This is a genomic window from Lentzea sp. CC55, assembly GCF_021056325.1.
Lineage (GTDB): Bacteria > Actinomycetota > Actinomycetes > Mycobacteriales > Pseudonocardiaceae > Lentzea > Lentzea jiangxiensis.
On the sequence record NZ_JAJCXE010000023.1, the window covers coordinates 147,467 to 171,656 of the forward strand.

Sequence of the window (24,190 nt, forward strand, 5' to 3'; positions counted from 1 at the left end):
GCACGCCACGAAGCCGTCGCCGGTGCGGGCCGCCGTAAATGATCTGCGGCCACCCGCGCCGTCGTGACACGATCCCGGCCATGACAGCCTTCGCGACCCCCGAAGACATCGCCCACCGCACCGCCGCGGCCCGCGACGCCGCCGTGGCCGCGGGTCGCGAACTCGGCCTGGAGATCACCGAGGGCAAGGTGCTCTACGAGCTGTTCTCCGTCGTCGTCCACCTCGCCCCGTCCCCCGTCGTGGCACGCGTCCCGACCGTCCTGCCGCACACCACGACGCCCGAGAGCCTCGCGCAGCGTCAGCAGCAGGAGCTCGACGTGGCGCAGTGGCTGCACGACCGGGGCACGCCGGTGATCCCGCCGAGCCCGCTGGTCGAGCGCAAGCCCGTGCGGCGCGACGGGTTCTCCATCACGTTCTGGCCGTTCACCGACGAGGACAGGTCGTCCGAACCCGACTACGTCAAGAACTCCGAGCTCAGCGCCGACCTGCACAGGGCGCTGCGGGACTACCCCGGCGAACTGGAGTTCCTGTCGTCGGCGGAACCGCGGTTCGTCCGGGAAGGCCTGCGGCGGCTCGAGGGCGGGGACCTCGTCACGGAGGCCGACCTGCGGCGCGCCTGGGCCGAGTGGGAGGTGCTGGAGCCCCTCGCCAGCGACGAGGCGGCGTTCCGGGCGAAGTTCCCGCAGGTGGACCTGCAGCCGATCCACGGAGACTCGCCGCCCGCGAACATCTTCGCGAGCACGGACGGGCCGCTGTTCTCCGACTTCGAGCTCATCACGTACGGGCCGGTCGAGTGGGACCTCGCCGGCCTCGGGCCGGAGCTCACCGCCGCCTACGACCGGGGCGCGCGGAAGAACGGGCTGCGCGAGCTCGACCCGGAGGTGCTCCGGTTCGTCAACGCCGTCGGCGCGATCCGGGTGCTCGCCTACCTGTCGTGCGCGGACCAGCTGCCCGCCATGGTCGAGTTCATGCGGCCGTTCCTCGACCAGTGGCGGGGCACCGACCCCTACGCGTGAGCCGCCGCCCGGTCACCGAGCCAGGACACGACCTCCTCGGCGGGCAGCGGCTCGCTGAGGAAGTACCCCTGCACCACGTCGCAGCCGGCCTCGGCCAGCGCGGTCCAGGTGTCCTGGTCCTCCACGCCCTCCGCGACGGCCTGCAACCCGAAGTTGCGGGCGAGAGCCACCAGGGCGTGCACGATCGCCGAGTCACCCGCGTCGGTGCACATGTGCGTCACGAACGACCGGTCGAGCTTCATCTCGTGCACCCGCATGCTGCGCAGGTACGAGATCGACGAGTAGCCGGTGCCGAAGTCGTCGATCGAGAGCCGCACGCCGAGCTCGGTCAGGCCGCGCAGCACCTCCACCGCGCGGTCCGGGTCGGAGATGATGGCCGACTCGGTGATCTCCAGGGTCAGCAGGCGCGCGGGCAGGCCGTGGCGCTTGATCAGGTCGGCCACGTCGCCGGGGAACTCGGTGTGGTGCAGGCAGGCGGCGCCCACGTTCACCGACACCGGCACCTCCCAGCCCGCGTCGGACCAGGCGCGGCACTGGCGCAGCGCCGCGTCGATCACGTAGCGGGTCAGCGGCTCGATGAGGCCGTTCTCCTCGGCGACCGGGATGAACTCGTCCGGGCGCACCAGGCCGCGCGTCGGGTGCTGCCAGCGGGCCAGGGCCTCGACACCGCACACCACGCCCGTGTTGGCCAGGGCCTTCGGCTGGTACTGCAGGAACAGCTCGCCGCGGTCGATGGCGTGCCGCAGCTCCGTCACGGCGGTCAGGTGGGCGGCGCCGCGTTCGTGCAGGCGTGCGTCGTACACGGCGACGCCGGACTTTTCGCGCTTGGCCGCGTACATCGCTATGTCCGCGTGCCGCAGCAGTTCGTGGCCGTCACCGGAGTCCGCCGGGCACAGCGCCACGCCGACGCTGCCCGCTATCTCGAGCTCCAGGCCCTCCAGCGTCACCGGCATGGCCAGCGCCTGCAGGATCTTCTCCGCGACCATGCCGGCGTTCTCGGCCGAGCCGACGCCCGGCAGCAGGACGGCGAACTCGTCGCCGCCCAGGCGCGCCACCAGGTCCGTGTCGCGCACCGCCCACGAGAGGCGGTTCGCCACCTGGCGCAGCAGCAGGTCGCCGATGTGGTGGCCGAGCGAGTCGTTGACCTCCTTGAACCTGTCGAGGTCCACGATCAGCAACGCCAGCGGCTCGTCCTTCCTGCGCGCCTTGTCGACGGCGGTCTCCATCCGGCGCGCGAGCAGCGTGCGGTTCGCGAGACCGGTCAGGGCGTCGTGGTGGGCCTCGTGCTCGTTCTTGGCGGCCTGGCGCAGGATCTTGCGGCGGTGCCCGAGCAGCACCATGCCGAACAGCGCCACCAGGAGCCCGTCGACCACGAACGCCGCGATCTGCGCGATCCGCAGCCGCGCGTTCTTCTCGTCGGCCGCGCGCAGGTACTCGGTGGTGTCGAGGCGCTTCGCCCCGATCTGCGCGGAGATCTGGCGCCGCAGCGACAAGTGCGCGAGCCCGGCCTGGTCGGCCTGCAGCGGGTCGTCCCCGGCGACGACCTTGCGCAGGATCTCCGTCGTCTGGTCGTAGAACGGCAGCAGCCGTGCGGCGACACCGGCATCGGACGGCATGCCGCTGGTGCGCAACCACTCCAGCTCGCCGCGCGCCGAACCCGCCGAGCTCCGCACCGGCTCGATCGTCTGCGGCGTCCGCTTGAGCCGCAGGTCGCGCAGCGCGTCGTCGGCGACGTTGACGTGTTCCAGCACGCGGGCCCACCGCTCGCTGGTCTCGTTGAGCTGCCGCACGTGCGCGGTCGTGGTCTGCGCGCTGACGCTGCTCCACAGCGCCAGCCCCGCGAGGGCCAGCAGCCCGACCGTCAGCCCCGCCGTCGCCACCCGTGCGGTGGCGCGGCCCTCCCCAAAGCTCACCGTGCCTGCTCCAACGGTCGCACCCAGCTCGCCGGATCCTCGACGAAGCTGTCGATCTGAGGCTGGAAGGACTCCCTGCGCGCCTTCTCGGACTCCTGCCTGTGCAGCACCGTGCCGAGGTTCGCGGTGGTCACCGTGAGCCCCGGGGTCTCGATCCAGCCCTGCGGCAGCACCTCTCCGCCTTTCGCGTGCCTGGCGAGCAACCAGCCTGCCACAGCGCCCTTGAGGTAGTGCTCGGGTGAGATCGTCGCCACCATGGCGCCGTCCCGCACCGCCTGCAACGTTCTCGGGTCGACCCCGAACCCGCCCACCAGCCACCTCGCCGACTTCTCGGTCTTCAGTGCGGCGAGGCTCACCCCGTCGCAGTCGCCCGTTCCCACGAACGCGAGCGCGTCCGGGTTCGCCGAGACCAGTCTTCGCCACGCGTCGCGGTTCGCCTCGTCGTCACGTTGCGTGTCGAACGGCCCCAGCACCACTACCCCCGGTAGCTTTTCGGCGAAACGGCCCCGGATCCCGTCGGCCCGGTCGTCGAAACCGGCGAGTCCGGGAGCGGTGTTGCCGACCACCACGGTTCCGGTCGCGTCCGCGGGCAATCGGCGCATCAGCTCGTCAGCCAGCTTTTCGCCGAGTTCGTGGTTGTCGTTACCGATGTGCAGCCTGACCCCGGAGCTCGCGGTGAGGCGCATGTCCACGCCGATGACGGACACGTGCTGGGCCAGCGCCTCACCGATCGACGGCGCCATCAGCGCCGGTTCGGACGTGGCGACCGCGATTCCGCCTTTCGCCGCCATCATCACATCGCGGAACAACTCGACTTCCTTGTGCCCGTCCTGCCCGGGAGGACCCGTCACGGTCGCGCTCACCCCGCCGACCCGCCCGACACCCTCGTGGAAACCGCTGGTCATCTCCTGGGCGAACGAACCACCCGTGCGCTTGACGACGAAACCGACGTGCGGCAACGCCTCGGAGCGGGCGGCGCCACCGCAGCCCGCCAGCAGCACCAGACCCAGCACCAGTGCCGCAGCTCGCATGGATGACCTCGGGCTCGCTCGACTCTCAGGTGATTGATCTCCGGAGCGGCCGATGCTACATCGCTTGGTGCCAATCGGGACAACGCCTCCCATACCGGGAAGCGCTTTCACGTTCCGCGGGTGTCAGGCGGGTTCATATCCCAGGTTGGGGCGCAGCCACTGCTCGACTTCCGCGAGAGGCTTGCCGTATCGGCGTGCGTAGTCCTCGACCTGGTCGCGGCCAAGGCGTCCCACGGTGAAGTACTTCGAGTCCGGGTGCTGGAAGATCAGCCCGCTCACACTCGCCGCCGGCGTCATCGCAAACGATTCAGTCAGCCCCACCCCGATTTCCTCGGCACCGAGGAGGTCGAACAGTTCGCGCTTCACCGCGTGGTCCGGGCAGGCCGGGTAACCGAGAGCGGGACGGATGCCGCGGAACTTCTCGGCGTGCAGGTCGGCGAGCCGCGGCTGCGCGTCCGGCTCGAACCAGTCGCGGCGGGCCCGCAGGTGGATCCACTCGGCGAACGCCTCGGCGAGCCGGTCTGCCAGCGCCTTCACCATGATGGCGCGGTAGTCGTCCTGCTCGGCCTCGTAGTGCGCGGCCAGCTTCTCGGCGCCGAGGATCGTCACCGCGAAACCGCCGATGTGGTCGCCTTCCGGTGCCACGTAGTCCGCGAGGCACCGGTTCGGGCGCGAGAGCGGCTTTTTCGTCTGCTGGCGCAGCATCGGAATGAGCACGCCGTTGTCGAGGCGGATGTCGTCACCGTCGGAATGCGCGGGCCAGTAGCCGTAGACGCCCTTTGCGGTGAACAGGTCTCCCTTGACGATTTCGTCGAGCAACGCCGTCGCGTCGTCGTACAGTTCGCGCGCCACGGGCTGTTCGAGGATCGCGGGGAACTTGCCTTTGAGTTCCCACGCGAGGAACAGGAACGTCCAGTCGATGAACTCGCGCAGTTCCGCGAGCGACGGCGTGATCGTGCGGGTTCCGGTGAACGCCGGGGTGGGCAGTTCGGAGAAATCGACCTTTTCCCGATTCGCGCGCGCGGCCTCGAGTTCGAGCAGCGCGACCTGCTTGCGGTTCTCGTGCTGTTCGCGCAGCCGTGCCTGTTCCGCGCGGTTCGCGAGGTTGAGCTCGTGGGCGCGGCGGTCGTCGAGCAGGTCGGAGACGACGCCGACGACCCGTGAGGCGTCGAGGACGTGCACGACCGGCTCGTCGTAGACGGGGGCGATCTTCACGGCCGTGTGCTGGCGGGACGTGGTGGCGCCACCGATCAGCAGCGGCAGCTTCATGCCGCGCCGCTGCATCTCCTCGGCGACCGAGACCATCTCGTCCAGCGACGGCGTGATCAGCCCGGACAGGCCGATGACGTCGGCGTGCTCCTTGATCGCCGTGTCGAGGATCTTCGCGGCGGGGACCATCACGCCGAGGTCGACCACCTCGTAGTTGTTGCAGCCCAGCACGACGCCGACGATGTTCTTGCCGATGTCGTGGACGTCGCCCTTGACCGTGGCGAGCACGACCTTGCCGTTGCCGCCGGCCGTCGCCTTCGGCTCGGCGTCCATGAACGGCTCCAGGTACGCGACCGCGCGCTTCATCACGCGGGCGCTCTTCACGACCTGGGGCAGGAACATCTTGCCCGCGCCGAACAGGTCGCCGACGACCTTCATGCCGTCCATCAGCGGGCCCTCGATGACGTCGAGGGGCCGGGGGAGCTGCTGACGCGCCTCCTCGGCGTCGGACTCGATGAAGTCGACGACGCCGTGCAGGATCGCGTGCTCGAGCCGCTTCGCGACCGGGGCCTCGCGCCACGACAGGTCGACGACGCGCTTCTGGCCGGGCCCCTTGACGGTCTCGGCGTGCGCGACGAGGCGGTCCGTCGCGTCCTCGCGCCGGTTGAAGATGACGTCCTCGACCAGCTCCAGCAGCTCCGGCTGGATGTCCTGGTAGACGACGAGCTGGCCCGCGTTGACGATGCCCATGTCCAGGCCGGCCTTGACGGCGTGGAACAGGAACGCCGAGTGCATGGCCTCGCGGACGACGTCGTTGCCGCGGAACGAGAACGAGAGGTTCGAGATGCCGCCGCTGGTGCGCGCGCCCGGACACCGCTGCTTGATCAGCGGCAAGGCGTCGATGAACGCCTTGGCGTAGCCGTTGTGCTCCTCGATGCCGGTCGCCACCGCGAGCACGTTCGGGTCGAAGATGATGTCCTCGGCCGGGAACCCCGCCTGCTGGGTGAGCAGGTCGTACGCGCGGGCGCAGATCTCGACCTTGCGCTCGGTCGTGTCCGCCTGGCCCTGCTCGTCGAACGCCATCACGACGACACCGGCGCCGTAGTCGCGGATCGTGCGGGCCTGCCGCAGGAACGGCTCCTCGCCCTCCTTGAGGCTGATCGAGTTGACCACGCCCTTGCCCTGCACGCAGCGCAGGCCGGCCTCCAGCACGCCCCAGCGCGAGCTGTCGACCATCACCGGGATGCGGGCGATCTCCGGCTCGGTCGCGATCAGGTTCAGGAACGTCGTCATCGCCTGCTCGCCGTCGAGCAGGTCGGCGTCCATGTTGACGTCCAGCAGGTTCGCGCCCCCGCGCACCTGCTCCAGCGCCACGTCGAGCGCCGCCTGGTGGTCGTCGGCCTCGATGAGCCTGCGGAACTTGGCCGAGCCGGTGACGTTGGTGCGCTCGCCGATCATGACGAACCCGGTGTCGGGGCCGATCTCGAACGTCTCCAGGCCGCTGAACCGGGTGGCGCGGCGGGAGGCCGCGACCTCGCGCGGCGCCCTTCCGCGCACGGCGTCGGCGATGGCCCTGATGTGCGCGGGGGAGGTGCCGCAGCAGCCGCCGACGACGTTGACGATGCCGTTGCCCGCGAAGTCCTCCAGCAGAGCGGCCGTCTCGTCCGGTGTCTGGTCGTAGCCGCCGAACGCGTTGGGCAGGCCCGCGTTCGGGTGGCAGGCGACGTAGGTGTTCGCGAGACGCGCCAGTTCCGTGACGTGCGGGCGCATCTCCTCGGCGCCCAGCGAGCAGTTCACGCCGACGACGAGCGGTTCGGCGTGCGCGATCGAGTCCCAGAACGCCTCGACGGTCTGGCCGGAGAGGGTGCGGCCGGACAGGTCGACGATCGTCACCGAGATCCACAGCGGCAGGTCGGGCGCGACCTCGCGGGCCGCGGCGATGGCGGCCTTGCAGTTCAGGGTGTCGAAGATCGTCTCGATCAGCAGCAGGTCGACGCCGCCCTCGCGCAGCGCCGAGATCTGCTCCGCGTAGGAGGCCTTCACCTGGTCGAACGTCACGGCGCGGAACGCCGGGTCCTCGACCTTGGGCGACAGCGACAGCGTGACGTTGAGCGGCCCGACCGACCCGGCCACGAACCGGCCGCCGAACTCGTCCGCGGCCTGGCGGGCGAGCCGCGCGCCGGCGATGTTCATGTCGCGGACGCGGTGCTCCAGCCCGTAGTCGGCCTGGCCGATCGAGGTGGCGGTGAACGTGTTGGTCGTCGTGATGTCCGCGCCCGCCGCGAGGTACTGCCGGTGCACGTCGAGCACCAGGTCCGGCCGGGTGAGGTTCAGCAGGTCCGGGTCGCCCGCGACGTCGAGGTGGTGGTCGCCGAACTCGGTGCCGTAGTAGTCGGCCGGGGACAGTCCCGCCTGCTGGAACATCGTGCCCCAGGCGCCGTCGAGCACGGCGATCCGCTGGTTCAGCAAGGACTTCAAACCGGCCACGCGCGCTCCCGAAAAGTCGGAAGCGCCCTTGTTCCTTGGTGGTGCAAAGCCGAGCGTGGCAGGCCCGCGGGCCCGTTGCAGCGCTTCTCGGCTTCGCCGCCAAGGCTACCAACACCGACCATGGACCAGGAACCCGTCCCACTCCATAGGATGGTGGGCGTGACCGGACAACGCGCAGTGGTGCTGGGTGGCGGTGGTGTCACCGGAATCGCCTGGGAGACAGGGCTTTTGCACGGACTCGCCGAACAGGGCGTCGACCTGGCGGAGGCCGACCTGTTCGTGGGCACGTCGGCGGGGTCGGTGGTGGCCACCGAGCTGGCGGGCGGCTCGGCGCTCGCCGACCTCTACGCGGGCCAGCTGCTGCCGCCGGACGGGGAGCTCCCGGCCCGGCTGACCCCGTGGATGCTGGCGAGGTACGCGCTCTCCTACGTGATGCCCGGCAAGCCCGCGGCGAAGCGCGCCCGGCTGGGCCGTGCCGCGCTGAAGGCCCGCACGCCGTCCGAGGAGTCGCGGCTCGCGGTGTTCGACAGCCGGCTGTCCACCAGGGACTGGCCGGACCGCGCGCTCAAGGTGACCGCCGTGGACGCCACGACCGGGAAGTTCGTCGCGTTCGACCGGGGCAGCGGGGTGCCGCTCGTGAAGGCGGTGGCGTCGAGCTGCGCCGTGCCGCTGGTGTGGCCGCCGGTCACCATCGGCGGCAGCCGGTACATGGACGGCGGCATGCGGTCGGTCGCGAACGTCGACCTGGCGGCGGGCTACGAGCGCGTGGTGGTCGTGGCGCCGTTGACGCGCGCCGCCAGTGCCGCCGCGACGCCGCAGGCGCAGGCCGCGAAGCTCGGGGTGCCGTCGATCGTGATCAGCCCCGACGAGCAGGCGCTGGCCGCCATCGGCACGAACCTGCTGGACCCGGCCCGGCGCAAGCCCGCGGCCGAGGCCGGCCGGGCCCAGGCCGCCTCGATCGCCGACGCCGTTCGGAAGGTCTGGGACAGGTAATCGGACAAGTGGGGCACACCTCTTGTCCGGAGGTGGCGAACCGGCCTACTGTCGCGCCGACCGCGATCAGGCAGGTTTGTTAACCAATAGGCATGAGGTGGTTCGTGGCCAGGAAGTGGCTGTTGGGGACGCTCGTGCTCGGGCTCCTCGCGACAGGGACGACCAGCGCGACGGCGGCGGATCCGCTGGTCTCCCGCGGCAAGGCGGTGACGGCCTCCTCGGTCGAGGCCGCCGGGCTCGAGGCGGGCAAGGCGGTCGACGGCAGCACGTCGACCCGCTGGGCCTCGGTGGAGGGACGCGATCCCGAGTGGATCCGGGTCGACCTGGGCTCGGCGCACTCGGTGAGCCGGGTGCGCCTGCACTGGGAGACCGCGCACGCCAGGGCGTACCAGGTGCAGACGTCGGCGGACGGTGCCGTGTGGACGGACGTCTACTCGACCGGCAGCGGTGACGGCGGCGTCGACGACCTGACCGTTTCCGGCACCGGCCGGTACGTGCGGGTGCACGGCACGGCCCGTGCCACGGAGTGGGGCTACTCGCTCTGGGAGTTCGAGGTCTACGGCACCCCGCCGCCCACCGGGGTCGCGGTGCCGTTCGGCAGCAGGCAGCAGCCGTACGCGGCGGGGATCCTCCGCCCGTCCGGCGGCACGGCCACCCTGGACGCGCAGGTGGTGGACTACTACCGGCGCTGGAAGTCCGCGTTCGTGCGGCAGAACTGCGGCAACGGCTGGTACCAGGTGATCTCGCCCGACGCGGACCACCCGTACGTCGCCGAGGCCCAGGGCTACGGCATGGTCGTCGTCGCCACGATGGCGGGCGCGGACCCGGACGCCCGCAGGATCTTCGACGGCCTGGTGAAGTGGAAGATCGACCACCCGTCGTCAATCAACCCGGACCTGCTCGCGGCCGAACAGGACGTGAACTGCCGCAGCGTCAACGGCGGTGACGCCGCCACGGACGGCGACCTCGACGTGGCCTACGGGTTGCTGCTCGCCGACCGGCAGTGGGGCAGTTCCGGTACCCATGACTACAGGCAGCTGGCGATCCGGCACATCAACGCGATCAAGGCCAGCGAGGTCAACCCGTCGACGAACCTGCTCAAGCTCGGCGACTGGGCGAGTGCGGGCAGCCAGTACCACTACCTCTCGCGGTCGTCGGACTGGATGGCCGACCACTTCCGGGCGTTCCGCAAGGCGACCGGTGACCCGGCGTGGGACACGATCCGCACCGCGCACCAGAACCTGATGGCGCGGCTCCAGCGGGACTACGCGCCGAACACCGGGCTGCTACCGGACTTCGTGGAGAACACGAACTCCGCGCCGCGCCCTCCGGCCGGGCAGGTGCTCGAGAGCGCCAACGACGGCAGGTACTACTGGAACGCGTGCCGCGTGCCGTGGCGGATCGGCGCGGACGCGGTGACCAGTGGTGACCCGGCGTCGCTGGCGGCGGCCCGCAAGCTCAACACGTGGGTGAGGGCGAAGACCGGCGGCGACCCGAACGGCATCGCCACGGGCTACCACCTCGACGGCACGCAGCTCTCCGGCGGCAGCGCGGCGGCGTTCTTCGCACCGTTCGCCGTCGTGGCCGCGACCGACCCCGGTAGCCAGGCGTGGCTGGACGCGTTGTGGGGCAAGATGCTCCAGACGCCGATCGACTCCAGCAGCTACTTCTCGGCGAGCATCCAGCTCCAGGTGATGATCACGGTGACCGGCAACCACTGGGTGCCGTAGGTGGTTGCGTTGGAGCGGCTTTCCGCGTGGCCGGGGCTCGCCCCGGACCCGCCAACCTGATCCAAAGCCGGGCCGGCGCCGTTCGCGGGTTGACGGCACGCCTGGTGAGTCGGGCGGCTGCCGGTTGCTCGGTTCGGTTGCGTTGGTGGGGTGGCTTCGCCACGACTCGTGACGAAGCCACCCCACCCGGAGTGTCTTGGAAACACTGCTCGGCTTCGCCTTCGCTCGGGCTGGCCTTCGGCATCGCGGCGCCTCGCCCAGGTCAGGTCGAGGCGGAGGTCGTGGTGGTCGCCGATCTCCCGCAGGAGCAGGTCCCGGCCTGCCGTCGCTGCCTGCCGCAACGGGGCCAGAACCGTCCACCGGGCGGTGTCGGCACGGGTTCCCTTCACCTGACTTGAGTCTGGCTTGAGCGGGTGCGTCCTACGATCGGATCCATGGGCCTCCGACGGGTGATGTGCATGATCTTGGCCGGTCTGCTGGTCGTGTCCGGCGCGGGTCCCGTGTGGGCCGCGGAGCGGCAGTTGCTGTTCTACAACCACGTCTGGGGCACTTTCGACCGCGCCACCGCGGACGCCGTGGAGCGGTCGGCGTACCTCAGGGGCTTCGCCGACTTCGAGGTGCGCACCACCACGGGAGCCGACGGCAAGGTGTGGACGGGGCGCTACCTCCGCGGCCGGGAGACGTACCTCGAGGTCTTCGGGCGCGGCGACGTTCCCGGGAAGGACGGTGAGCCCGGGGCCGCGGGGCTGGGGCTCTCGACCGAGCGGGACGGCGACGTCGAGGCGCTCGAGGCCCGGTTGCGCGAGGCCGGGGCCGAGCCGATCGACTTCACGCAGACCCGCGACTTCGGGGACGGCAAGCCCGTGCCGTGGTTCGACTCCGTGTACCTCGTCCACGAGTACCAGCGGTTCGGGGCGTGGGCGATGGAGTACCGGCAGGAGTACCTCGACGACCCGCGCAGCGAGGTCGAGCCCGCTCGGTTCCCCGGTGACGTGACCCGCGAGCGGTACCTGCCGGACGTGTACCGGGACAGGCTGATGCGGGACGTCACGTTCATCCGCCTCGCCGTCACCGGGCGGGACCTGGCCGACACCGTGCCGCTGCTGCGCGCGGGCGGGTTCGCACTTCGGGTCGGGCCCGAGTTCGTCGTCGCCACGCGCGGGGGGACGACGATGCGGTTCGACGAGGCGCCGCCCGGGAGGACGGGGCTCAAGCGGGTCGACTTCGAGCTGAACCGCGCGGTGGCGCGGCACGTCGAACAGCTGGGCACGTCCACGCTGGTCGTCGGTCCGGGCAAGCGCGCGGTCTGGACGTTCTGACACGCCCGTCCGGAGCTCGGCTCCCACGGCGCCGGAGACCGCGAGCGGGTCAGCTCGGCGGTGTGAGGATGCCGCCGGCGGACGTGCGGATGCGCAGCGAGGACGTGCGCGCGTCCCGCACGATCCGGTCGACGTCGTAGGCCACCAGCCGCCCGCCGCGCTTGACGATCCGGCCGTCCGAGAAGACGGTGTCGACGTTGGCGGGGTTCGCCGCCTGCACCAGTGTCGTCTCGACCAGCCCGCCCGGAGCGAGGTTGACGTCGTTCGTGCGCACGAGGACGACGTCCGCCCGCTTGCCGGCGGTGATCGACCCGGTGACGTCGCCGAGGCCGAGCGCGCGGGCGCCGTCCAGCGTCGCCATCCGCAGGACCTCCCGGAAGCCGAGCTCCGGCAGGCCCGCGGACGGCGTGCCCTGCCAAGGGATCCCGGTGTTCCAGACGAGCCGCATCGCCTCGAACATGTCCGACGGCGCGATGGACGTGGCGTCCGAGGACAGCGACACCGCCACCCCGGCCCTGCGGAACCGCAGCAGCGCGTCACGCGGGTCGCCCGCCGTGCCGAGCCGGAACTCCGAGTGCGGGGACCAGCTCAGCGGCGTGCCGGTGCGGGCCATGACCTCCATGTCGCTGTCCAGCGCCGTCACGTAGTGCGTCAGCAACGTCCGCGGGCCCAGCCAGCCGCGTCGCTCGTAGTCCGCGGCGTCCACGATCCGCGGCGGCGCCTGCCCGGCGTGGATCGCGATCGGAAGACCTCGCTGCACGGCGGCGTCCATGTCCGCGAAGAACGCCGGTTCCGCGCTCTGGGAGAGCCCGCGGACCGCGACGCCCAGGTGCACCATCCCGTCGAAAGCGCTGCCCGCGGAGAAGTACTGCTGCCGCACGCGGTCCACGTCCGTGAAGTCCATCGGCACGTCACGCGGCATCTGGTCCACGTGTCCATACGAGAAGCGTGCGCGCAGCAGACCGTCTCGGTGCGCCCGCAGCTCTGCGTCGGCGTGCGCGGGGGAGCGGGTGTTGTTGGACCAGTTGTGCACGGTCGTCACGCCCGCGTTCGCCAGTTCGGCCAGTCCGAGCAGGACGCTGCGGTGGACGTCTTCGGCGTCGTACAACGTGGACGTCGCCCGCTTCGCCGCGAAGTAGGGGAACCCGTCGGCCACGAAGTTGCGGCCGAGCGCGCTCCACATGTGGAAGTGGGTGTTGACGAAGCCGGGCAGGACGATCATGTCGGTGGCGTCCACGACCTTCGCGCCACGGGCGTCCAGGTTGTGACCGACTCCGGCGATCACGCCGTCGTCGATCAGGACGTCCGCGCGCGGGAGCACTCCCAGCGCGGGGTCGACGGTGACGACGGCGCCACCGCGGACGAGGTAGCGGCGGCGCAGCGGGTCCTCGCCGTCCTCGCTCGCGACGCCGGTCGTGGCGGTCGCGGCCAGTGCCACGCCGAGTGTCTTGGTGAGGGTCCGGCGGTTGATCATGCGGCCTCCAAAGGCAGGGATCGCCGCCATGCTCGCCGACGCCTCCGCCGCCTGTCACCGCGTGGACGTGCCGCTGCGCCGCCTGGCTCAGCGAGCCTGGTCCAGTGGGCGGAGGTGCTCGAGCGGGTTCGCGGTCAGCTCGTCGATCCGCGGCCGCGCCGCCTCCATCCGGGTCGCCTCGCTGGACTGGCGGTGGATGATCTCGTCCACGTTGGACGCCCGCACCAGCAGGCCCGGCGCGACGAACCAGCCCTCCGGCAGCTTGCGGCCGCTCTTGGCGTGCTGGGCGAGCATCCAGCCGGACACCGCGCCCTTGAGGAAGTGCTCGGCGGAGATCGTCGCGAACAGATGACCGTCCTTGACGCCCTGCAACGCCTTCGCGTCGATGCTGAACGCCGCGGCCAGCCACTTCGCGTTCTTCTCCGCGTGCACGGCCGCGAGGTTGATCGCGTCCACGTCCCCCGCGCCCAGCAGCACGAGGGCGTCGGGGTTCGCGTCGGCCAGCCGCCGCCACGTGGCGAGGTTCGTCGTCAGGTCGCGCCCGGTGTCGAGCGGGCCGAGCACCTGCAGCCTCGGCAACCGTTCGGCCAGCCGGGACCTCATCCCGAGCGCCCGCTGGTCGAGTGCGGGCATGCCGGGGGAGTTGCTGCCGATCACGACCTTGCCGGCGGCGTCGGGCGGCAGCCGGTCGGCCGTGGCGTCCGCGAGCATCGCGCCCAGCTCGAAGCTGTCGTTCTCGATCATGAGCTTGATCCCGCTGCCGGGCGCGACCTGCCCGCCCGCGACCGCCATCACCGGAATGCCCTGCTCCACGACCTGCGCCACCGGCTCGGCGACCAGCTCCGGCGCCACCGCGGACACGCCGATGCCGCCCTTGGCGCGCGCGGCCAGGCCTGCGAGCAGCTCGACCTGCTCGAGGCCGTCGTGCGTGTCCGGCCCGGTGACCTCCGCGTTGACGCCGCCCGCGATCCGCACGCCCGCCCGGAAGCCCTCGCTCATCTCCCGGGAGAAGTCGCGGCTGTTGTTCTGCGCCAGGAACCCGATCGTGGGCGGGTCATCGGACGTCTGTGTGGGACCGCACCCGCCCACCCCCGCCACCGCGAACAAAACCGCAGGCAGGACGACGTGGGCGACGCGGGTCATCAAGAAGGCCCCATCAGTTGATCCTGGAAAGCCGTTGAGGTTAGTGCACGGCCGACGGCTGTGTCGGCTTGCGTGCACTCCTTTGGCTGCGTACCAATAGCACCTTCGCCGGAAAGCGATGTCCGAGTGAGGCGCCGATAGATGCTGTCCAACTGGGTCGAGTCCCGCACCACCGTGCAGACGACCGTCATCAGCCTGACGATCGGTCTCGCCGCGCTGGCGGGTCTCGCGCTGTGGACGAGCCTGAGCATGCAGCGCGCCGCCGGACACCTGCACGAGCTCAACGAGATCAGCGACCGGTGGGGTCTGGTGGTGCAGAACGTCGACGTCGCCGACCACGCCCTCGTCGACTACCTGCGCTCCGGCACACCCGTGATGCGCCAGCCCGTGGCGAACGCCGCCGGCGCCGCGCAGGAGAGCCTGCGGTGGATCGAGGACCACGGCGGCACAGCCGACGTGCGGGCCGCGGCGATCGTCGGCGACCTCTACGGCGACTACTCGGCGCTGCTGCGCGAGACGGTCGCCGCGGGCGACCGCGGGGACACGACCACCGCGTCCCAGAAGGCCGACCAGGCCGAGCTCACGCTCGTGTCGTTGCGCAAGCAGCTCTCCGCGGTCGTGCAGCTCAAACGCCTGGAGACCACCGACTACCTGCGGTCCGCGGAAGGTGAGAACGGGCGGCTGCGGTTCGCCGCGGTCATCGCGTTCATCGTCGACCTCGGCCTGGTGGGGCTGTGCGGGGTGGTGCTGCTCGGGCACCGGCGGCAGATCCTGCGGCAGGCGGCCAAGAGCGAGCACGAGGCGATGCACGACGCGCTGACCGGCCTCGCGAACCGCACGCTGCTCGTGCAGCGCGCCCGGCAGGCCATCGGGCGCTCCGACCGGACGGGCGACCCGCTCGGCCTGTTCCTCATCGACCTCAACCGCTTCAAGCCGATCAACGACACCCTCGGCCACGCGTTCGGCGACCGGCTGCTCCAGCACGTCGCGAACCGCCTGACCGCGGCCGTCCGGGACGTCGACACGGTGGCGCGCCTGGGCGGGGACGAGTTCGCGGTGCTGCTGCCGATGGTGAGCTCACCGGCGAACGCCCTGGTGGTCGCCGAACGCGTGCACCGGGTGCTGGAGGACGCCTTCGACCTCGACGGGCTGTCGGTCGACGTCGGCTGCAGCATCGGCGTCGCGATGTACCCGGCCGACTCGGCGGACGTCCACGAGCTGCTCAAGCACGCCGACATCGCCATGTACGCGGCCAAGCGCGCCCGGCTCGGCACGTCGGTCTACGAACCGGGCCTCGACGTGGACGGCACCGCCCAGCTCACCGTGATCAGCGACCTGCGCCGCGCCCTCGACCAGGCCGAGCTCGTCCTGCACTACCAGCCCAAGGCCGACGCGCGTACCGGCGCGGTCCGCGGAGCCGAGGTCCTGTGCCGCTGGCAGCACCCGCGCCTCGGCCTGCTCGGCCCCGACCGGTTCATCCCCGCCGCCGAGGAGACCGGCCTGATCGAGCCGCTCACCCGGTACGTGCTCGACCACGCGCTCGCGCAGTGCCACGCCTGGCACCTCACCGGCTGGGACGTGCCCGTCTCGGTCAACGTCGGGGCCCAGTGCCTGCACGACACGACGTTCCCCGACCAGGTCGCGGGCCTGCTCGCCCGCCACGGCCGCCCCGCCTCCGCGCTGACCCTGGAGATCACCGAAAGCGCGATCATCGCCGACCCGATCCGCGCGAGCGACGTGCTGACGAGGCTGCGGGAGCTGGGGGTGCGGCTGTCGATCGACGACTTCGGCACCGGCTACTCGTCCATCGCCTACCTCCGCACGATGCCCGTGCACGAGATGAAGATCGACCGGTCGTTCACCACGAACATGCGCACGGACCCGTCCAGCGGCGCGATCACCCGCTCGTTGCTCGGGCTCGCGCGGAACCTCGAGCTGGAGGTCGTGGCCGAGGGCGTCGAGGACGAGGAGACGTGGAGCGCCCTCGCCGCCCTGGGCTGCGACATCGTGCAGGGGTACTGCCTGAGCAGGCCCCTGCCGCCCGGCGAGTTCGCCGCGTGGCTGCGGGACCGCGTGCTCGACGAGCTGCCGGCCTCGACCTCCTAGGCCGCGGCGGTCGCGGACGAGACCTGCGGGACGCGGGCCTACCGCCGGCTGGCCAGCCGGTAGGCCGCCGCGCCGATCAGCTCCAGCGACACCTGCAGCCGCTCCAGGCTGATGTTGTCGCGGATCGTGTCCTCCGGCGTGTGGTAGATCGGTTCGAGCTGCGCCGGCCCGCCCTCACCGCGCCAGCTGAAGTTCGCCGACGCCAGCCCCTTCTCGTGGAACGGCACGTGGTCGCTCGACCCGCGCGCCACCGGCCCGTGCACCCGCGGGTCGTAGCCGAGGCGTTGAGCCGCGGCGCGCACCGCCGCCGTGGTCGCGTTGTCGGCGCCGTCGACGGACAGCAACCAGTACGCCGTCGCCGGGTCGTGGCTGGTGGCGACCATGTCGTTCTGGAACACGCCCTTGATCCGTGCGATCTCCTCTGGCGGCAGCTGCGAGACGTAGTGCCGCGACCCGAGCAGGCCCTGTTCCTCCGAGCCCCACAACGCGAACCGCAACGCCTTGTTCGTCGGCAGATGACGCAGCACGCGCGCGAGTTCCAGGCACAGCACGGTGCCGCTGCCGTCGTCGTTGGCGCCCGGTGAGCCCGGCACGCTGTCGTAGTGCGCCGTCACCATCACGACCCCGTTGTCCCGCCACGGGAACGTCGGCGGCCGGTCGGCGATCACGTTGTAGGAGGTCAGGTTCGGGTGGTGCGTCGTGGTGATCGTCAGCTCGCCGGAACCCTGGGCGCGCAGCTTCTCCGTGTGCACTTGGGCGAGCCCGATCACCGGAACCGCGACGGTGCGGTCGAGGGTGGGGGAGAAGGCGCCGGCCTTGATCGCGGTGGCGGAGATCCGGCCGAGGACCACCGCCACGGCACCGCGTTCGATCGCCGCGTGCGTGGGGCCGGAGCCGGCGGGGGCGTTGACGTAGAAGGCGATCTTGCCGGTCAGGTCCGGCAGCTGACCGTCCACCACCTCGACGAACGGGGCCTTGACGGTCACCCCGAGCGCGCCGAACCGCGAGGCGCCCGACTGCCACCGGCCGTTGATCTCGGCGAGGTACTTGTCCGGCACGGTGAACGGCTGCGTCGTCACCTGGTAGCGCAACGCCTTGAGCTCGCGGACGAGGTAGTCGCGGGCCCGGTGCTCGGACTCGGTGCCACCGATGCGCGGCCCGATCCGGTCGCTCAGCACCTCGAGGTGTTCGAGCGCCCTGCGCGCCCGCACCCTCGCCACGACCGGGAAGTCGCCGAGGTCGAGGTCCGGCGCCTGCGAGGCGCCCGGTCGTCGTTCCGTCGCCGCGAGCGCGCTCGCGGGGCTGGCCACGACAGCGGCGACCCCGGCCGCCGCGGTGAAGAAGTCACGTCTGCGCAAGTCGTTCCCCCATCTCCGAAGGTCCAGCAGAACGTAGGCAGGCGGACCGGGACGGGACAACCGACTAGTGGCTGGCTTTCGACATCTCGGCGTCGGCGTGGTCGAGCACCAGGTCCTGGACCTGCCTGCGCGCGTCGGCCCGTGCCTTCTGCACGCACGCCATGAGTTGCGCCGAGAGCACCTGCGGGTCGAGGTCGCGGACGGCGGGGCTCAGTTCGATGCCGGTGGTGAGGCCGTTCGAGTCGACGGTCACGCTGATGCCGCCCCGTGCCGCGGCACCGCTGACGGCCGCGAGCGACTGCACCAGGTCGAGGTAGCGGCGCTGCTCGCGCTCGGCGGCGTCGCGGCGCTCCTCCCACCACGCGATCCGGCGGCGCAGCAACGCCTGCGCGGTCAGCGGGTCGGACACGGGAACCGTCCACGAACCGGAGGCGGTGTGCAGCACGATCGCGTGCGAGTGTGCCGTCACGCGCTGGACGCGGGCGAACGAGACCCCGGCGTCGACCCGGCCGCCGTGGCGCGTGGTCCAGTCGGCGCGGTCGGTGCCGATCACGAGCCGCGTGCCGTTCCCCGCCAGCACGAGCGGGAACGCCGTCGAGCCCAGTTCGAGCACCGGCGCCGAGAGCAACGAGCGGTGGGCCAGCCGGGCCAGCGCGCTCGCGGATCCCGCGCCGAGCACCCCTGCCGCGCACAGCGCCTTCACCGCGATCGCCGCACCGGGGCTCAGCCGCAACGCGATGCCGGAACCGGGCAGGACGCCGAGCACGAGCTGCGCCGACGTCATCAGGGTCGTGGCGGGCAGCCACGAGTGCGGGTCGCTCAACCCGTTGCGGCGCAACCACGAGAGCAACGCGCACGCGCACGCCGCCGCGGCGACGGCCGGGATGGCCGACCACCACGGCATGATCTGCTGCCCTGCCGACGTCATGCCGGCCAGCACGATGCAGACGATGCCGATCGCGACGGGCAGCACGCCGGCGGAGAGCAGCAGCAACGTCCTGGTGCGGCGCCAGCGCGCGGCCAGCGCGTGCACGACCACGGGATCGTTGATCGCGGGGATGGCGCGGGGAATGAGAGTCATCAGGACACCCCTCGTCGGCTCTCCGCCGCCACCTGCGCGTGACGTGCGGGCCGACCAGGCTTCCCGGCTCACCTGCCCAACACTATGCCGCAAATGTCCAGTTCAGGCAAGGTCGGTCCACTGTGGACGGTGGTGGCGCGGGGCCGCGCCACCACCGATGCGCTGTGTCAGGCCGTTTTCGCCCGTCGGCCGAGCAGGACGTCGACGACGAGGAAGACGACGAGGCTGATCCCGAGCAGCGGCGCGAACCACCCGACGAGCAGCGCGCCGAGGCCCAGGCCGGCCAGCGCGCCGCGCGGGGCCCTGCGCCACTGGCCGCGCGGGGCCGGGCGGCCGAAGCCGCTCGTCGGCCTGCGCTTCCACCACATCCGGTAGCCGAGCACGACCAGGGCCACCAGGCCGCCGCCGATGAGCAGCAACAGCAGCTGGTTGGGCCAGCCGAACAGCACACCCATGTGCGCGTCGATCCCCCACTTGGTGAGCTTCGCGCCGAGCGGGAAGTCGTCGAACTCCACCGACGCCACGACCGCGTCGCCCTGGACGGCCACGGAGTCGCCCTGGGTGGGCAGGCCCTTCTCGACCTCGACGACCTTCCAGGCGCCGTCGGGCGTGGCGGGCAGGCTGATCTCGACCAGCTCCGCGTCGACACCCCACGACCGCGCCGAGCCCAGCACGGCGTCGATGTCGCCGTGCCCACCTCCGGTCGAGGTGTGCTCGGTGTGGTCACCGTGACCCCCGCTGCCGCCGGGGATCTGCAGCGTCGGCGTGGACCACCCCACGGCCTCGCGGAGCACGCCGACGTTCTCGCCCGCGTAGGCCGACCACGTGAGACCGGTGGCGGACAGGAACAACGCTCCGGCGAGCACCCACACGCCGATCAGGCCGTGCGTCCGGACGCGTTTGCTGTTGCGCGCCCGGGAGATCCACAGGACGAGACCGCCCAGCGCGACGACCCACAGCCACGACGCGGCGAGCTCGCTGTAGAGACGACCGGGTTCGCCGAGCATCAGGTTGCGGTGCAGCTGGTCGAGCGTCGTGCGCAGCGGCAGGACGCCGCTGGTCCCGTAGACGACGAGATCACCGGTGACGCGGCCGGTGCCGGGGTCGACGAAGACCGCACGGCGTTCGGACTCGCCGAGGCCCTCCTCGGCGAACAGGACCCGCGTGGTGGCACCGGGTTCGGGCGCGGGGCGCACCGCGACGAGCGAGCCCCGCGGTGCCGTCGCCACCGCGGCGTCGACCTGCTGGGCCAGCGGGAGCTGCTGGGAGGTGGCGGGAACGCGGAGCTGGTCGGAGTAGACCCACGACTCCAGCTGCGGGGTCAGGGCGTACAGGACGCCGGTCAGCGAGGCGATCAGGATGAACGGTCCGACGAGCACACCGGCGTAGAAGTGCAGGCGCAGGAAGAGTCCCCGCCACGCGAACGACGCGCGCGGCGGAGTGGACGTGGTGGTCATGGAACTCCAAAAGGCGTGAACAGGGGCAGGACCGCTGCGTGAGCGGCCCTGTGCGAGGGAGGTTTCAGGCCTGTTCAGCCGGAGGACCGCGCCACGACAGCACGGCGGGCAGGACGGTCGTGGCCGGCACGCGCGCGGGCGTGGCGACGACCAGGGGAGCGCTGGCGGGCAGCGGGACGGGCCTGCGCGGCAGCACGGAGGCGACCGCTCGGGCCAGTGCGAGCACGGTGCGTTCCGCGAAGGCCAGCAGGACCACGGCGACAGCGGTGGCCAGGACGTGCGACGCGATCATGTGCGCCGGGTTCGCGGGGTGCTCGTGCCGCGACACGGCGAGGGACACCAGGACGTGCATCGCGGCCTGCCCGCCGCCGATCAGCAGGAGCAGCCCCGTCCACGTCAGCTCGTGCCTCGCGAACCCGCTCGTCGCCCACGCGAGCAGCCCGACGAGCGAGAACACGAGCCCGGCGTCGGGCAGCTCGCCGTCCGCGTTCGAGTGGGCGAGCACGGCCAGAGTTCCGTTGACCACGCCGACAGCCGCACAGCGCGCACGGCGCAATGGAGCGGTCGGCAGGGCCATGACCAGGAGCCTAGCGTCGAACGCCGGCGAAACCAGCCCACGTGAGTTCGACGAAGTCGGTTCAATTCGACGGTGATCACTTACGCCACCGATGTCAGCGACCTCACCGAGGACGACCTCACCGGGTTCTTCGCCGGCTGGCCCCGGCCTCCGTCACCCGCCCAGCACCTCGCCGTCCTGCGCGGGAGCTACCGCGTGGTGGTCGCACGCTCCGGCGGCACCGTCGTCGGTTTCGTCACCATGATCAGCGACGGCGTGCTGACGGCGTTCGTCCCGTGGCTCGAGGTGCTGCCGGAGTTCCAGGGGCAGGGCGTCGGCACCGAGCTGATGCGCCGGGTGGTGGCCGAGGCGGCGCACCTGTACTCGGTGGACCTCGTGTGCGACGACGATCTGCGGCCGTACTACGAGCGGCTCGGCATGACCGCGGTGACCGGCATGATCCTGCGCAACCGCGACGCCTGCGGGGGTTAGATGCCTTCGAGGTCCAGCGTCTGCTGGTGCGGGCCCCCGGTGAACGAGCTGGCGAGCAGTCCGGCGCTGCGGCACCGGCCGCACGTCACCGGTGAGGTCGTGGCCTTGAACCGGGTGAAGTCCCAGCTGCCCGTGCCGACGTGGCAGCCGGGGCCGGGCACCTCGAGGCCGAGCCAGCCCTGCAACCGCACGGCGTGCACGACGTCCGACCCTTCCAGGTAGCCGTTGAGCCGCCCCGCGAACCGTTCGCGCGCCTCCGCCGCGGGCGCGCTGAGTGCCTCCTGCAACACCGAAATGCCGTTCATGGGCCCGATTCAACCTCACGTCGCCGCGTCGAGCCGGGCACCACGCCGCTCCAGCACGGTGAGGCTCCGGGCACACCACCGCACGGTGTCCCGCTCGAACGACAGGCCGCGCAACAACGTCAGGTAGGGCCCGACCCGCTCGGCCGTGGCCAGGAACTCCTCCTCGGTCCGGCCGCCGAGCAGCTTGGCTCGCAGCCGTTCGTACCGCTCGACCTTCGCCTCCGCCCACCGCCGGCGTCGCGTGATCGACGCCTTCACCGCCTCGACGTCGCCGCGGTCCGCCGCCATCACGGCGACCAGCAGCTCGTCGCGGATCGCGGTGGGCTTGTGCTGTGCGGCCGTGAACCTCGTCAGCTCCTCGGCCCCTTCGCCGGTGAGGGAGAACAGGCGCTTGTTCGGCCGGCGCTCCTGCTCGACCACGCGGGCGGCGATGAGCCCGTCCGCCTCCATGCGGTCGAGCTCCCGGTAGAGCTGCTGCGGCGTGCACATCCAGAAGTTCGCCACGGACGCGTCGAACGCCTTCGCCAGGTCGTAGCCGGACGACTCCCCGTCGAGCAGGGCGGCCATCACGGCGTTGCGCAGTGACATACCCGCAGGTTACGGTGCCTCGACCTAGTCAACAAGTTGAGCATGCGAGGAACCAGGCGTGGACGCATTCCGCACAGCGGTCGAAGCACGCGACACCGACGCGATGGCGGCCTGCCTGGCCGACGACGTCGTGTTCACCAGCCCCGTCGCGTTCAAGCCGTACCCCGGCAAGCCCATCACCGCGGCGATCCTGCGCGGCGTCATGCGGGTCTTCGAGAACTTCCGCTACGAGCGCGTGATCACCGACGGCCCGAACCACGCGCTGGTGTTCCGGACCGAGGTCGGCGGCAAGGAGGTCCAGGGCTGCGACTTCCTGCACCTGAACGCCGACGGGCTGATCGACGAGTTCACCGTGATGGTGCGGCCGTTGTCCGGCGCTCAGGCGCTGTCGGAGGCGATGGCGGCCCAGTTCGAGCAGATCCAGGCCGAAGCTCTGGAAGCGTTCAACTCCTAGGGCTGTCAAGGCCCGCGAACGGAGAAGCTGACCTCGTTCGACGCGGCCCGCGAGTAACTCGCTTGCCGCACAAGGACGTTACGCGGCTCTTTCGTAAACGCTCACGTGCCGCTTGCTGTCGGCCGTGAACGGCTCGCCGTTCCACCCGCCCCACCGGTCGCGCAGCCGCAGCCCCGCGATCCTCGCCATGAGGTCGAACTCGCCGGGGTAGGTCAGGCGTTGCCGGATCGGGCCGAACCGGATGCCGTCCACGCCGATGTGCACGTGGTTCTCGTCCAGCACCTGGGTGACGGGGTCGTAGCGGTTGACGTCCAGGCGCACGTGGTCGACCTCGACGGCCTCCACGTCGACGAACTGGTGGCGGTGCCGCGCGGCCCAGCTGGGCAGGCCGCACTCGACCACGAACACGCCGTCCGGCGTGAGGTGGCGTGCCGCGTTCTCGAAGCAGCGGACCTGGTCGTCCTGGGTGAGGAGGTTCGTGATGGTGTTGAAGACCAGGTACACCAGCGGGTACGTGCGGCCGGTACTGGCGGTGGACATGTCGCCCAGGACGACCTCGACCGCCTCGCCGCCGGGTTTCTCCCGCATCCGGGCGACCATGTCCGGCGAGAGCTCGACGCCGTCCACCTCGACGCCGCTTTTCCGCAGCGGCAACGCGATGCGGCCGGTGCCGATCGCGAACTCCAGCGCTCTGCCGCCGAACCCCGCGAGGAAGCGGACGGTCTCCGCCTCGTCGCCGCGCGGCGAGTTGTCGTAGTTCCTGGCCGTTTCGGGACCGAAGCTCGGGTTGAAACCCTTCACGACTGCCACGGTAGACCCGTCCGCCACCGAGTTTTCCGGCCGAGCGCCCGCAGCAGCGCGAGGTCGTGCAGATCCCGCTCGCGCGGCTCGTAGCCCTGGTGGAAGTACAACTGCTGCTCGACGGACAGGCACGGCACGGTGGTGCCGAGGATCGTGCCGGTGACGAAGCACCCGGCCGGGTACCGGAACGGCTCACCGGGCGTGAGCGAGGACTGCTCGGCGCCGCCGTCCTGCGCGAACCGCAACGGGTGCAGGTCGATCTCGCGTCCCCGGCCGTCGGTGACCACGAACCGCACCGGCCGCCACGACAGCGTTTCGGTGAACCCCAGCGCGGCCAGGGCCGCCACGACCCGCGGCTCCTGCTCCTCGCGGTGCATCAGGTCCAGGTCGTCGTGCCGGCGCGTCTGCTCGCCTGCCAGGGCGTCGACACCCCAGCCACCTCCGACGTGGACGTCGAAGGCCCGCAGCGCGGCCAGGACCTCGAGCACGTCGTCGCCGGTCACGTGCCACAGCGTGCAACCGGGGCGCGAACGCCGCCACCGCTTTTCGCCCGGCGCTGCTACGTTGGGGCCCGTGACGGACTTCAAGCTGCCGCTCTACGGCGCTGACACCGAACGCGGCGACCTCGCTCCCTGAGCGCCCCGTTCCTCCGCCACCTCACCTCCGCCCCCCAGGGA

Annotated in this window: 20 protein-coding genes and 1 riboswitch; of the genes, 7 read left to right on the forward strand and 13 right to left on the reverse strand. The window is 71.3% G+C overall.

From position 1 onward, the window contains the following. Window positions 1-80 precede the first annotated feature (80 nt). The gene (locus L6E10_RS21280; protein ID WP_236221275.1) at window positions 81-1,016 is read left to right on the forward strand and encodes an aminoglycoside phosphotransferase family protein; all 936 of its coding nucleotides are present in this window, start codon (window positions 81-83) and stop codon (window positions 1,014-1,016) included. Here L6E10_RS21280 and L6E10_RS21285 read toward each other — a convergent pair. From L6E10_RS21285 to metH, 3 genes are all read right to left on the reverse strand, one after another. After that, window positions 1,007-2,929 carry an EAL domain-containing protein gene (locus L6E10_RS21285; RefSeq protein WP_236221276.1) on the reverse strand — a complete coding sequence of 641 codons (1,923 nt, stop codon included), beginning with the start codon at window positions 2,927-2,929 and terminating at the stop codon, window positions 1,007-1,009. The genes L6E10_RS21280 and L6E10_RS21285 overlap by 10 nt on opposite strands. Next, window positions 2,926-3,960, reverse strand: coding sequence for a sugar ABC transporter substrate-binding protein (locus tag L6E10_RS21290; RefSeq protein WP_236221277.1), 1,035 nt, complete (start codon window positions 3,958-3,960; stop codon window positions 2,926-2,928). Before L6E10_RS21290 ends, L6E10_RS21285 begins: the two co-directional genes overlap by 4 nt. Window positions 3,961-4,083: 123 nt before the next feature. After that, a complete protein-coding gene (gene metH / locus L6E10_RS21295) occupies window positions 4,084-7,656 on the reverse strand; it encodes a methionine synthase (RefSeq protein WP_236221278.1) in 3,573 nt (1,190 codons plus the stop codon). A 13-nt stretch (window positions 7,657-7,669) separates the two neighbouring features. Further along, window positions 7,670-7,751: riboswitch (S-adenosyl-L-homocysteine riboswitch) on the reverse strand. 64 nt (window positions 7,752-7,815) lie between these two features. On the opposite strand from metH, the gene L6E10_RS21300 reads away from it, so the two are divergent. From L6E10_RS21300 to L6E10_RS21310, 3 genes are all read left to right on the forward strand, one after another. After that, on the forward strand, window positions 7,816-8,649 hold the full coding sequence (locus L6E10_RS21300; protein ID WP_236221279.1) for a patatin-like phospholipase family protein: 834 nt from the start codon (window positions 7,816-7,818) through the stop codon (window positions 8,647-8,649). Window positions 8,650-8,741: 92 nt separating this feature from the next. Beyond that, entirely contained in the window at window positions 8,742-10,379 is a 1,638-nt protein-coding gene (locus L6E10_RS21305; protein ID WP_236221280.1) for a glycosyl hydrolase family 8, read from the forward strand. A gap of 434 nt (window positions 10,380-10,813) precedes the next feature. Beyond that, window positions 10,814-11,698 (forward strand): DUF5829 family protein, encoded by an 885-nt coding sequence (locus L6E10_RS21310; RefSeq protein WP_236221281.1) that lies wholly within the window; start codon window positions 10,814-10,816, stop codon window positions 11,696-11,698. 49 nt (window positions 11,699-11,747) lie between these two features. Here the strand turns inward: L6E10_RS21310 and L6E10_RS21315 are convergent, their stop codons facing one another. Both L6E10_RS21315 and L6E10_RS21320 read right to left on the reverse strand, forming a co-directional pair. Next, a complete protein-coding gene (locus L6E10_RS21315; RefSeq protein ID WP_236221282.1) occupies window positions 11,748-13,172 on the reverse strand; it encodes an amidohydrolase family protein in 1,425 nt (474 codons plus the stop codon). A gap of 87 nt (window positions 13,173-13,259) precedes the next feature. Next, complete coding sequence (locus tag L6E10_RS21320) at window positions 13,260-14,315, reverse strand: sugar ABC transporter substrate-binding protein (protein WP_236221283.1); 1,056 nt, start codon at window positions 14,313-14,315, stop codon at window positions 13,260-13,262. Window positions 14,316-14,456: 141 nt separating this feature from the next. On the opposite strand from L6E10_RS21320, the gene L6E10_RS21325 reads away from it, so the two are divergent. Continuing rightward, on the forward strand, window positions 14,457-16,421 hold the full coding sequence (locus L6E10_RS21325) for a bifunctional diguanylate cyclase/phosphodiesterase (protein ID WP_236221284.1): 1,965 nt from the start codon (window positions 14,457-14,459) through the stop codon (window positions 16,419-16,421). Window positions 16,422-16,459: 38 nt separating this feature from the next. Here the strand turns inward: L6E10_RS21325 and L6E10_RS21330 are convergent, their stop codons facing one another. The 4 genes from L6E10_RS21330 to L6E10_RS21345 form a co-directional block, all read right to left on the reverse strand. Beyond that, a complete protein-coding gene (locus L6E10_RS21330) occupies window positions 16,460-17,779 on the reverse strand; it encodes a M28 family peptidase (RefSeq protein ID WP_236221285.1) in 1,320 nt (439 codons plus the stop codon). Window positions 17,780-17,843: 64 nt separating this feature from the next. Continuing rightward, on the reverse strand, window positions 17,844-18,860 hold the full coding sequence (locus L6E10_RS21335; RefSeq protein ID WP_236221286.1) for a YbaB/EbfC family nucleoid-associated protein: 1,017 nt from the start codon (window positions 18,858-18,860) through the stop codon (window positions 17,844-17,846). A 167-nt stretch (window positions 18,861-19,027) separates the two neighbouring features. Beyond that, complete coding sequence (locus L6E10_RS21340; RefSeq protein WP_236221287.1) at window positions 19,028-20,317, reverse strand: PepSY domain-containing protein; 1,290 nt, start codon at window positions 20,315-20,317, stop codon at window positions 19,028-19,030. A 64-nt stretch (window positions 20,318-20,381) separates the two neighbouring features. Next, window positions 20,382-20,894: a hypothetical protein gene (locus tag L6E10_RS21345; RefSeq protein WP_236221288.1), complete on the reverse strand. Its 513-nt coding sequence runs from the start codon at window positions 20,892-20,894 to the stop codon at window positions 20,382-20,384. 72 nt (window positions 20,895-20,966) lie between these two features. Between L6E10_RS21345 and L6E10_RS21350 the strand changes: the two genes are divergently transcribed. After that, on the forward strand, window positions 20,967-21,365 hold the full coding sequence (locus L6E10_RS21350; RefSeq protein WP_236221289.1) for a GNAT family N-acetyltransferase: 399 nt from the start codon (window positions 20,967-20,969) through the stop codon (window positions 21,363-21,365). Here the strand turns inward: L6E10_RS21350 and L6E10_RS21355 are convergent. Then, window positions 21,362-21,670 (reverse strand): hypothetical protein, encoded by a 309-nt coding sequence (locus tag L6E10_RS21355; RefSeq protein WP_236221290.1) that lies wholly within the window; start codon window positions 21,668-21,670, stop codon window positions 21,362-21,364. The genes L6E10_RS21350 and L6E10_RS21355 overlap by 4 nt on opposite strands. 15 nt (window positions 21,671-21,685) lie before the next feature. Then, window positions 21,686-22,258 (reverse strand): PadR family transcriptional regulator, encoded by a 573-nt coding sequence (locus L6E10_RS21360; RefSeq protein WP_236221291.1) that lies wholly within the window; start codon window positions 22,256-22,258, stop codon window positions 21,686-21,688. A gap of 58 nt (window positions 22,259-22,316) precedes the next feature. Between L6E10_RS21360 and L6E10_RS21365 the strand changes: the two genes are divergently transcribed. Further along, window positions 22,317-22,712, forward strand: coding sequence for a nuclear transport factor 2 family protein (locus L6E10_RS21365; protein WP_236221292.1), 396 nt, complete (start codon window positions 22,317-22,319; stop codon window positions 22,710-22,712). A gap of 78 nt (window positions 22,713-22,790) precedes the next feature. Here the strand turns inward: L6E10_RS21365 and L6E10_RS21370 are convergent, their stop codons facing one another. Then, window positions 22,791-23,513 (reverse strand): class I SAM-dependent methyltransferase, encoded by a 723-nt coding sequence (locus L6E10_RS21370; RefSeq protein ID WP_236221293.1) that lies wholly within the window; start codon window positions 23,511-23,513, stop codon window positions 22,791-22,793. Beyond that, entirely contained in the window at window positions 23,510-24,016 is a 507-nt protein-coding gene (locus tag L6E10_RS21375; protein ID WP_236221294.1) for a nucleotidyltransferase domain-containing protein, read from the reverse strand. Before L6E10_RS21375 ends, L6E10_RS21370 begins: the two co-directional genes overlap by 4 nt. Window positions 24,017-24,190: the final 174 nt, after the last annotated feature.

Bases quoted from the DNA above. Each gene is read 5' to 3' on its own strand.
- L6E10_RS21340 (WP_236221287.1), bottom strand. From the start codon at position 20,317: ATGACCACCACGTCCACTCCGCCGCGCGCGTCGTTCGCGTGGCGGGGA.
- L6E10_RS21290 (WP_236221277.1), bottom strand. From the start codon at position 3,960: ATGCGAGCTGCGGCACTGGTGCTGGGTCTGGTGCTGCTGGCGGGCTGC.
- L6E10_RS21315 (WP_236221282.1), bottom strand. From the start codon at position 13,172: ATGATCAACCGCCGGACCCTCACCAAGACACTCGGCGTGGCACTGGCC.
- L6E10_RS21325 (WP_236221284.1), top strand. From the start codon at position 14,457: ATGCTGTCCAACTGGGTCGAGTCCCGCACCACCGTGCAGACGACCGTC.
- L6E10_RS21310 (WP_236221281.1), top strand. From the start codon at position 10,814: ATGGGCCTCCGACGGGTGATGTGCATGATCTTGGCCGGTCTGCTGGTC.
- L6E10_RS21280 (WP_236221275.1), top strand. From the start codon at position 81: ATGACAGCCTTCGCGACCCCCGAAGACATCGCCCACCGCACCGCCGCG.
- L6E10_RS21345 (WP_236221288.1), bottom strand. From the start codon at position 20,894: ATGGCCCTGCCGACCGCTCCATTGCGCCGTGCGCGCTGTGCGGCTGTC.
- L6E10_RS21355 (WP_236221290.1), bottom strand. From the start codon at position 21,670: ATGAACGGCATTTCGGTGTTGCAGGAGGCACTCAGCGCGCCCGCGGCG.
- L6E10_RS21360 (WP_236221291.1), bottom strand. From the start codon at position 22,258: ATGTCACTGCGCAACGCCGTGATGGCCGCCCTGCTCGACGGGGAGTCG.
- L6E10_RS21320 (WP_236221283.1), bottom strand. From the start codon at position 14,315: ATGACCCGCGTCGCCCACGTCGTCCTGCCTGCGGTTTTGTTCGCGGTG.
- L6E10_RS21335 (WP_236221286.1), bottom strand. From the start codon at position 18,860: ATGACTCTCATTCCCCGCGCCATCCCCGCGATCAACGATCCCGTGGTC.
- L6E10_RS21305 (WP_236221280.1), top strand. From the start codon at position 8,742: ATGAGGTGGTTCGTGGCCAGGAAGTGGCTGTTGGGGACGCTCGTGCTC.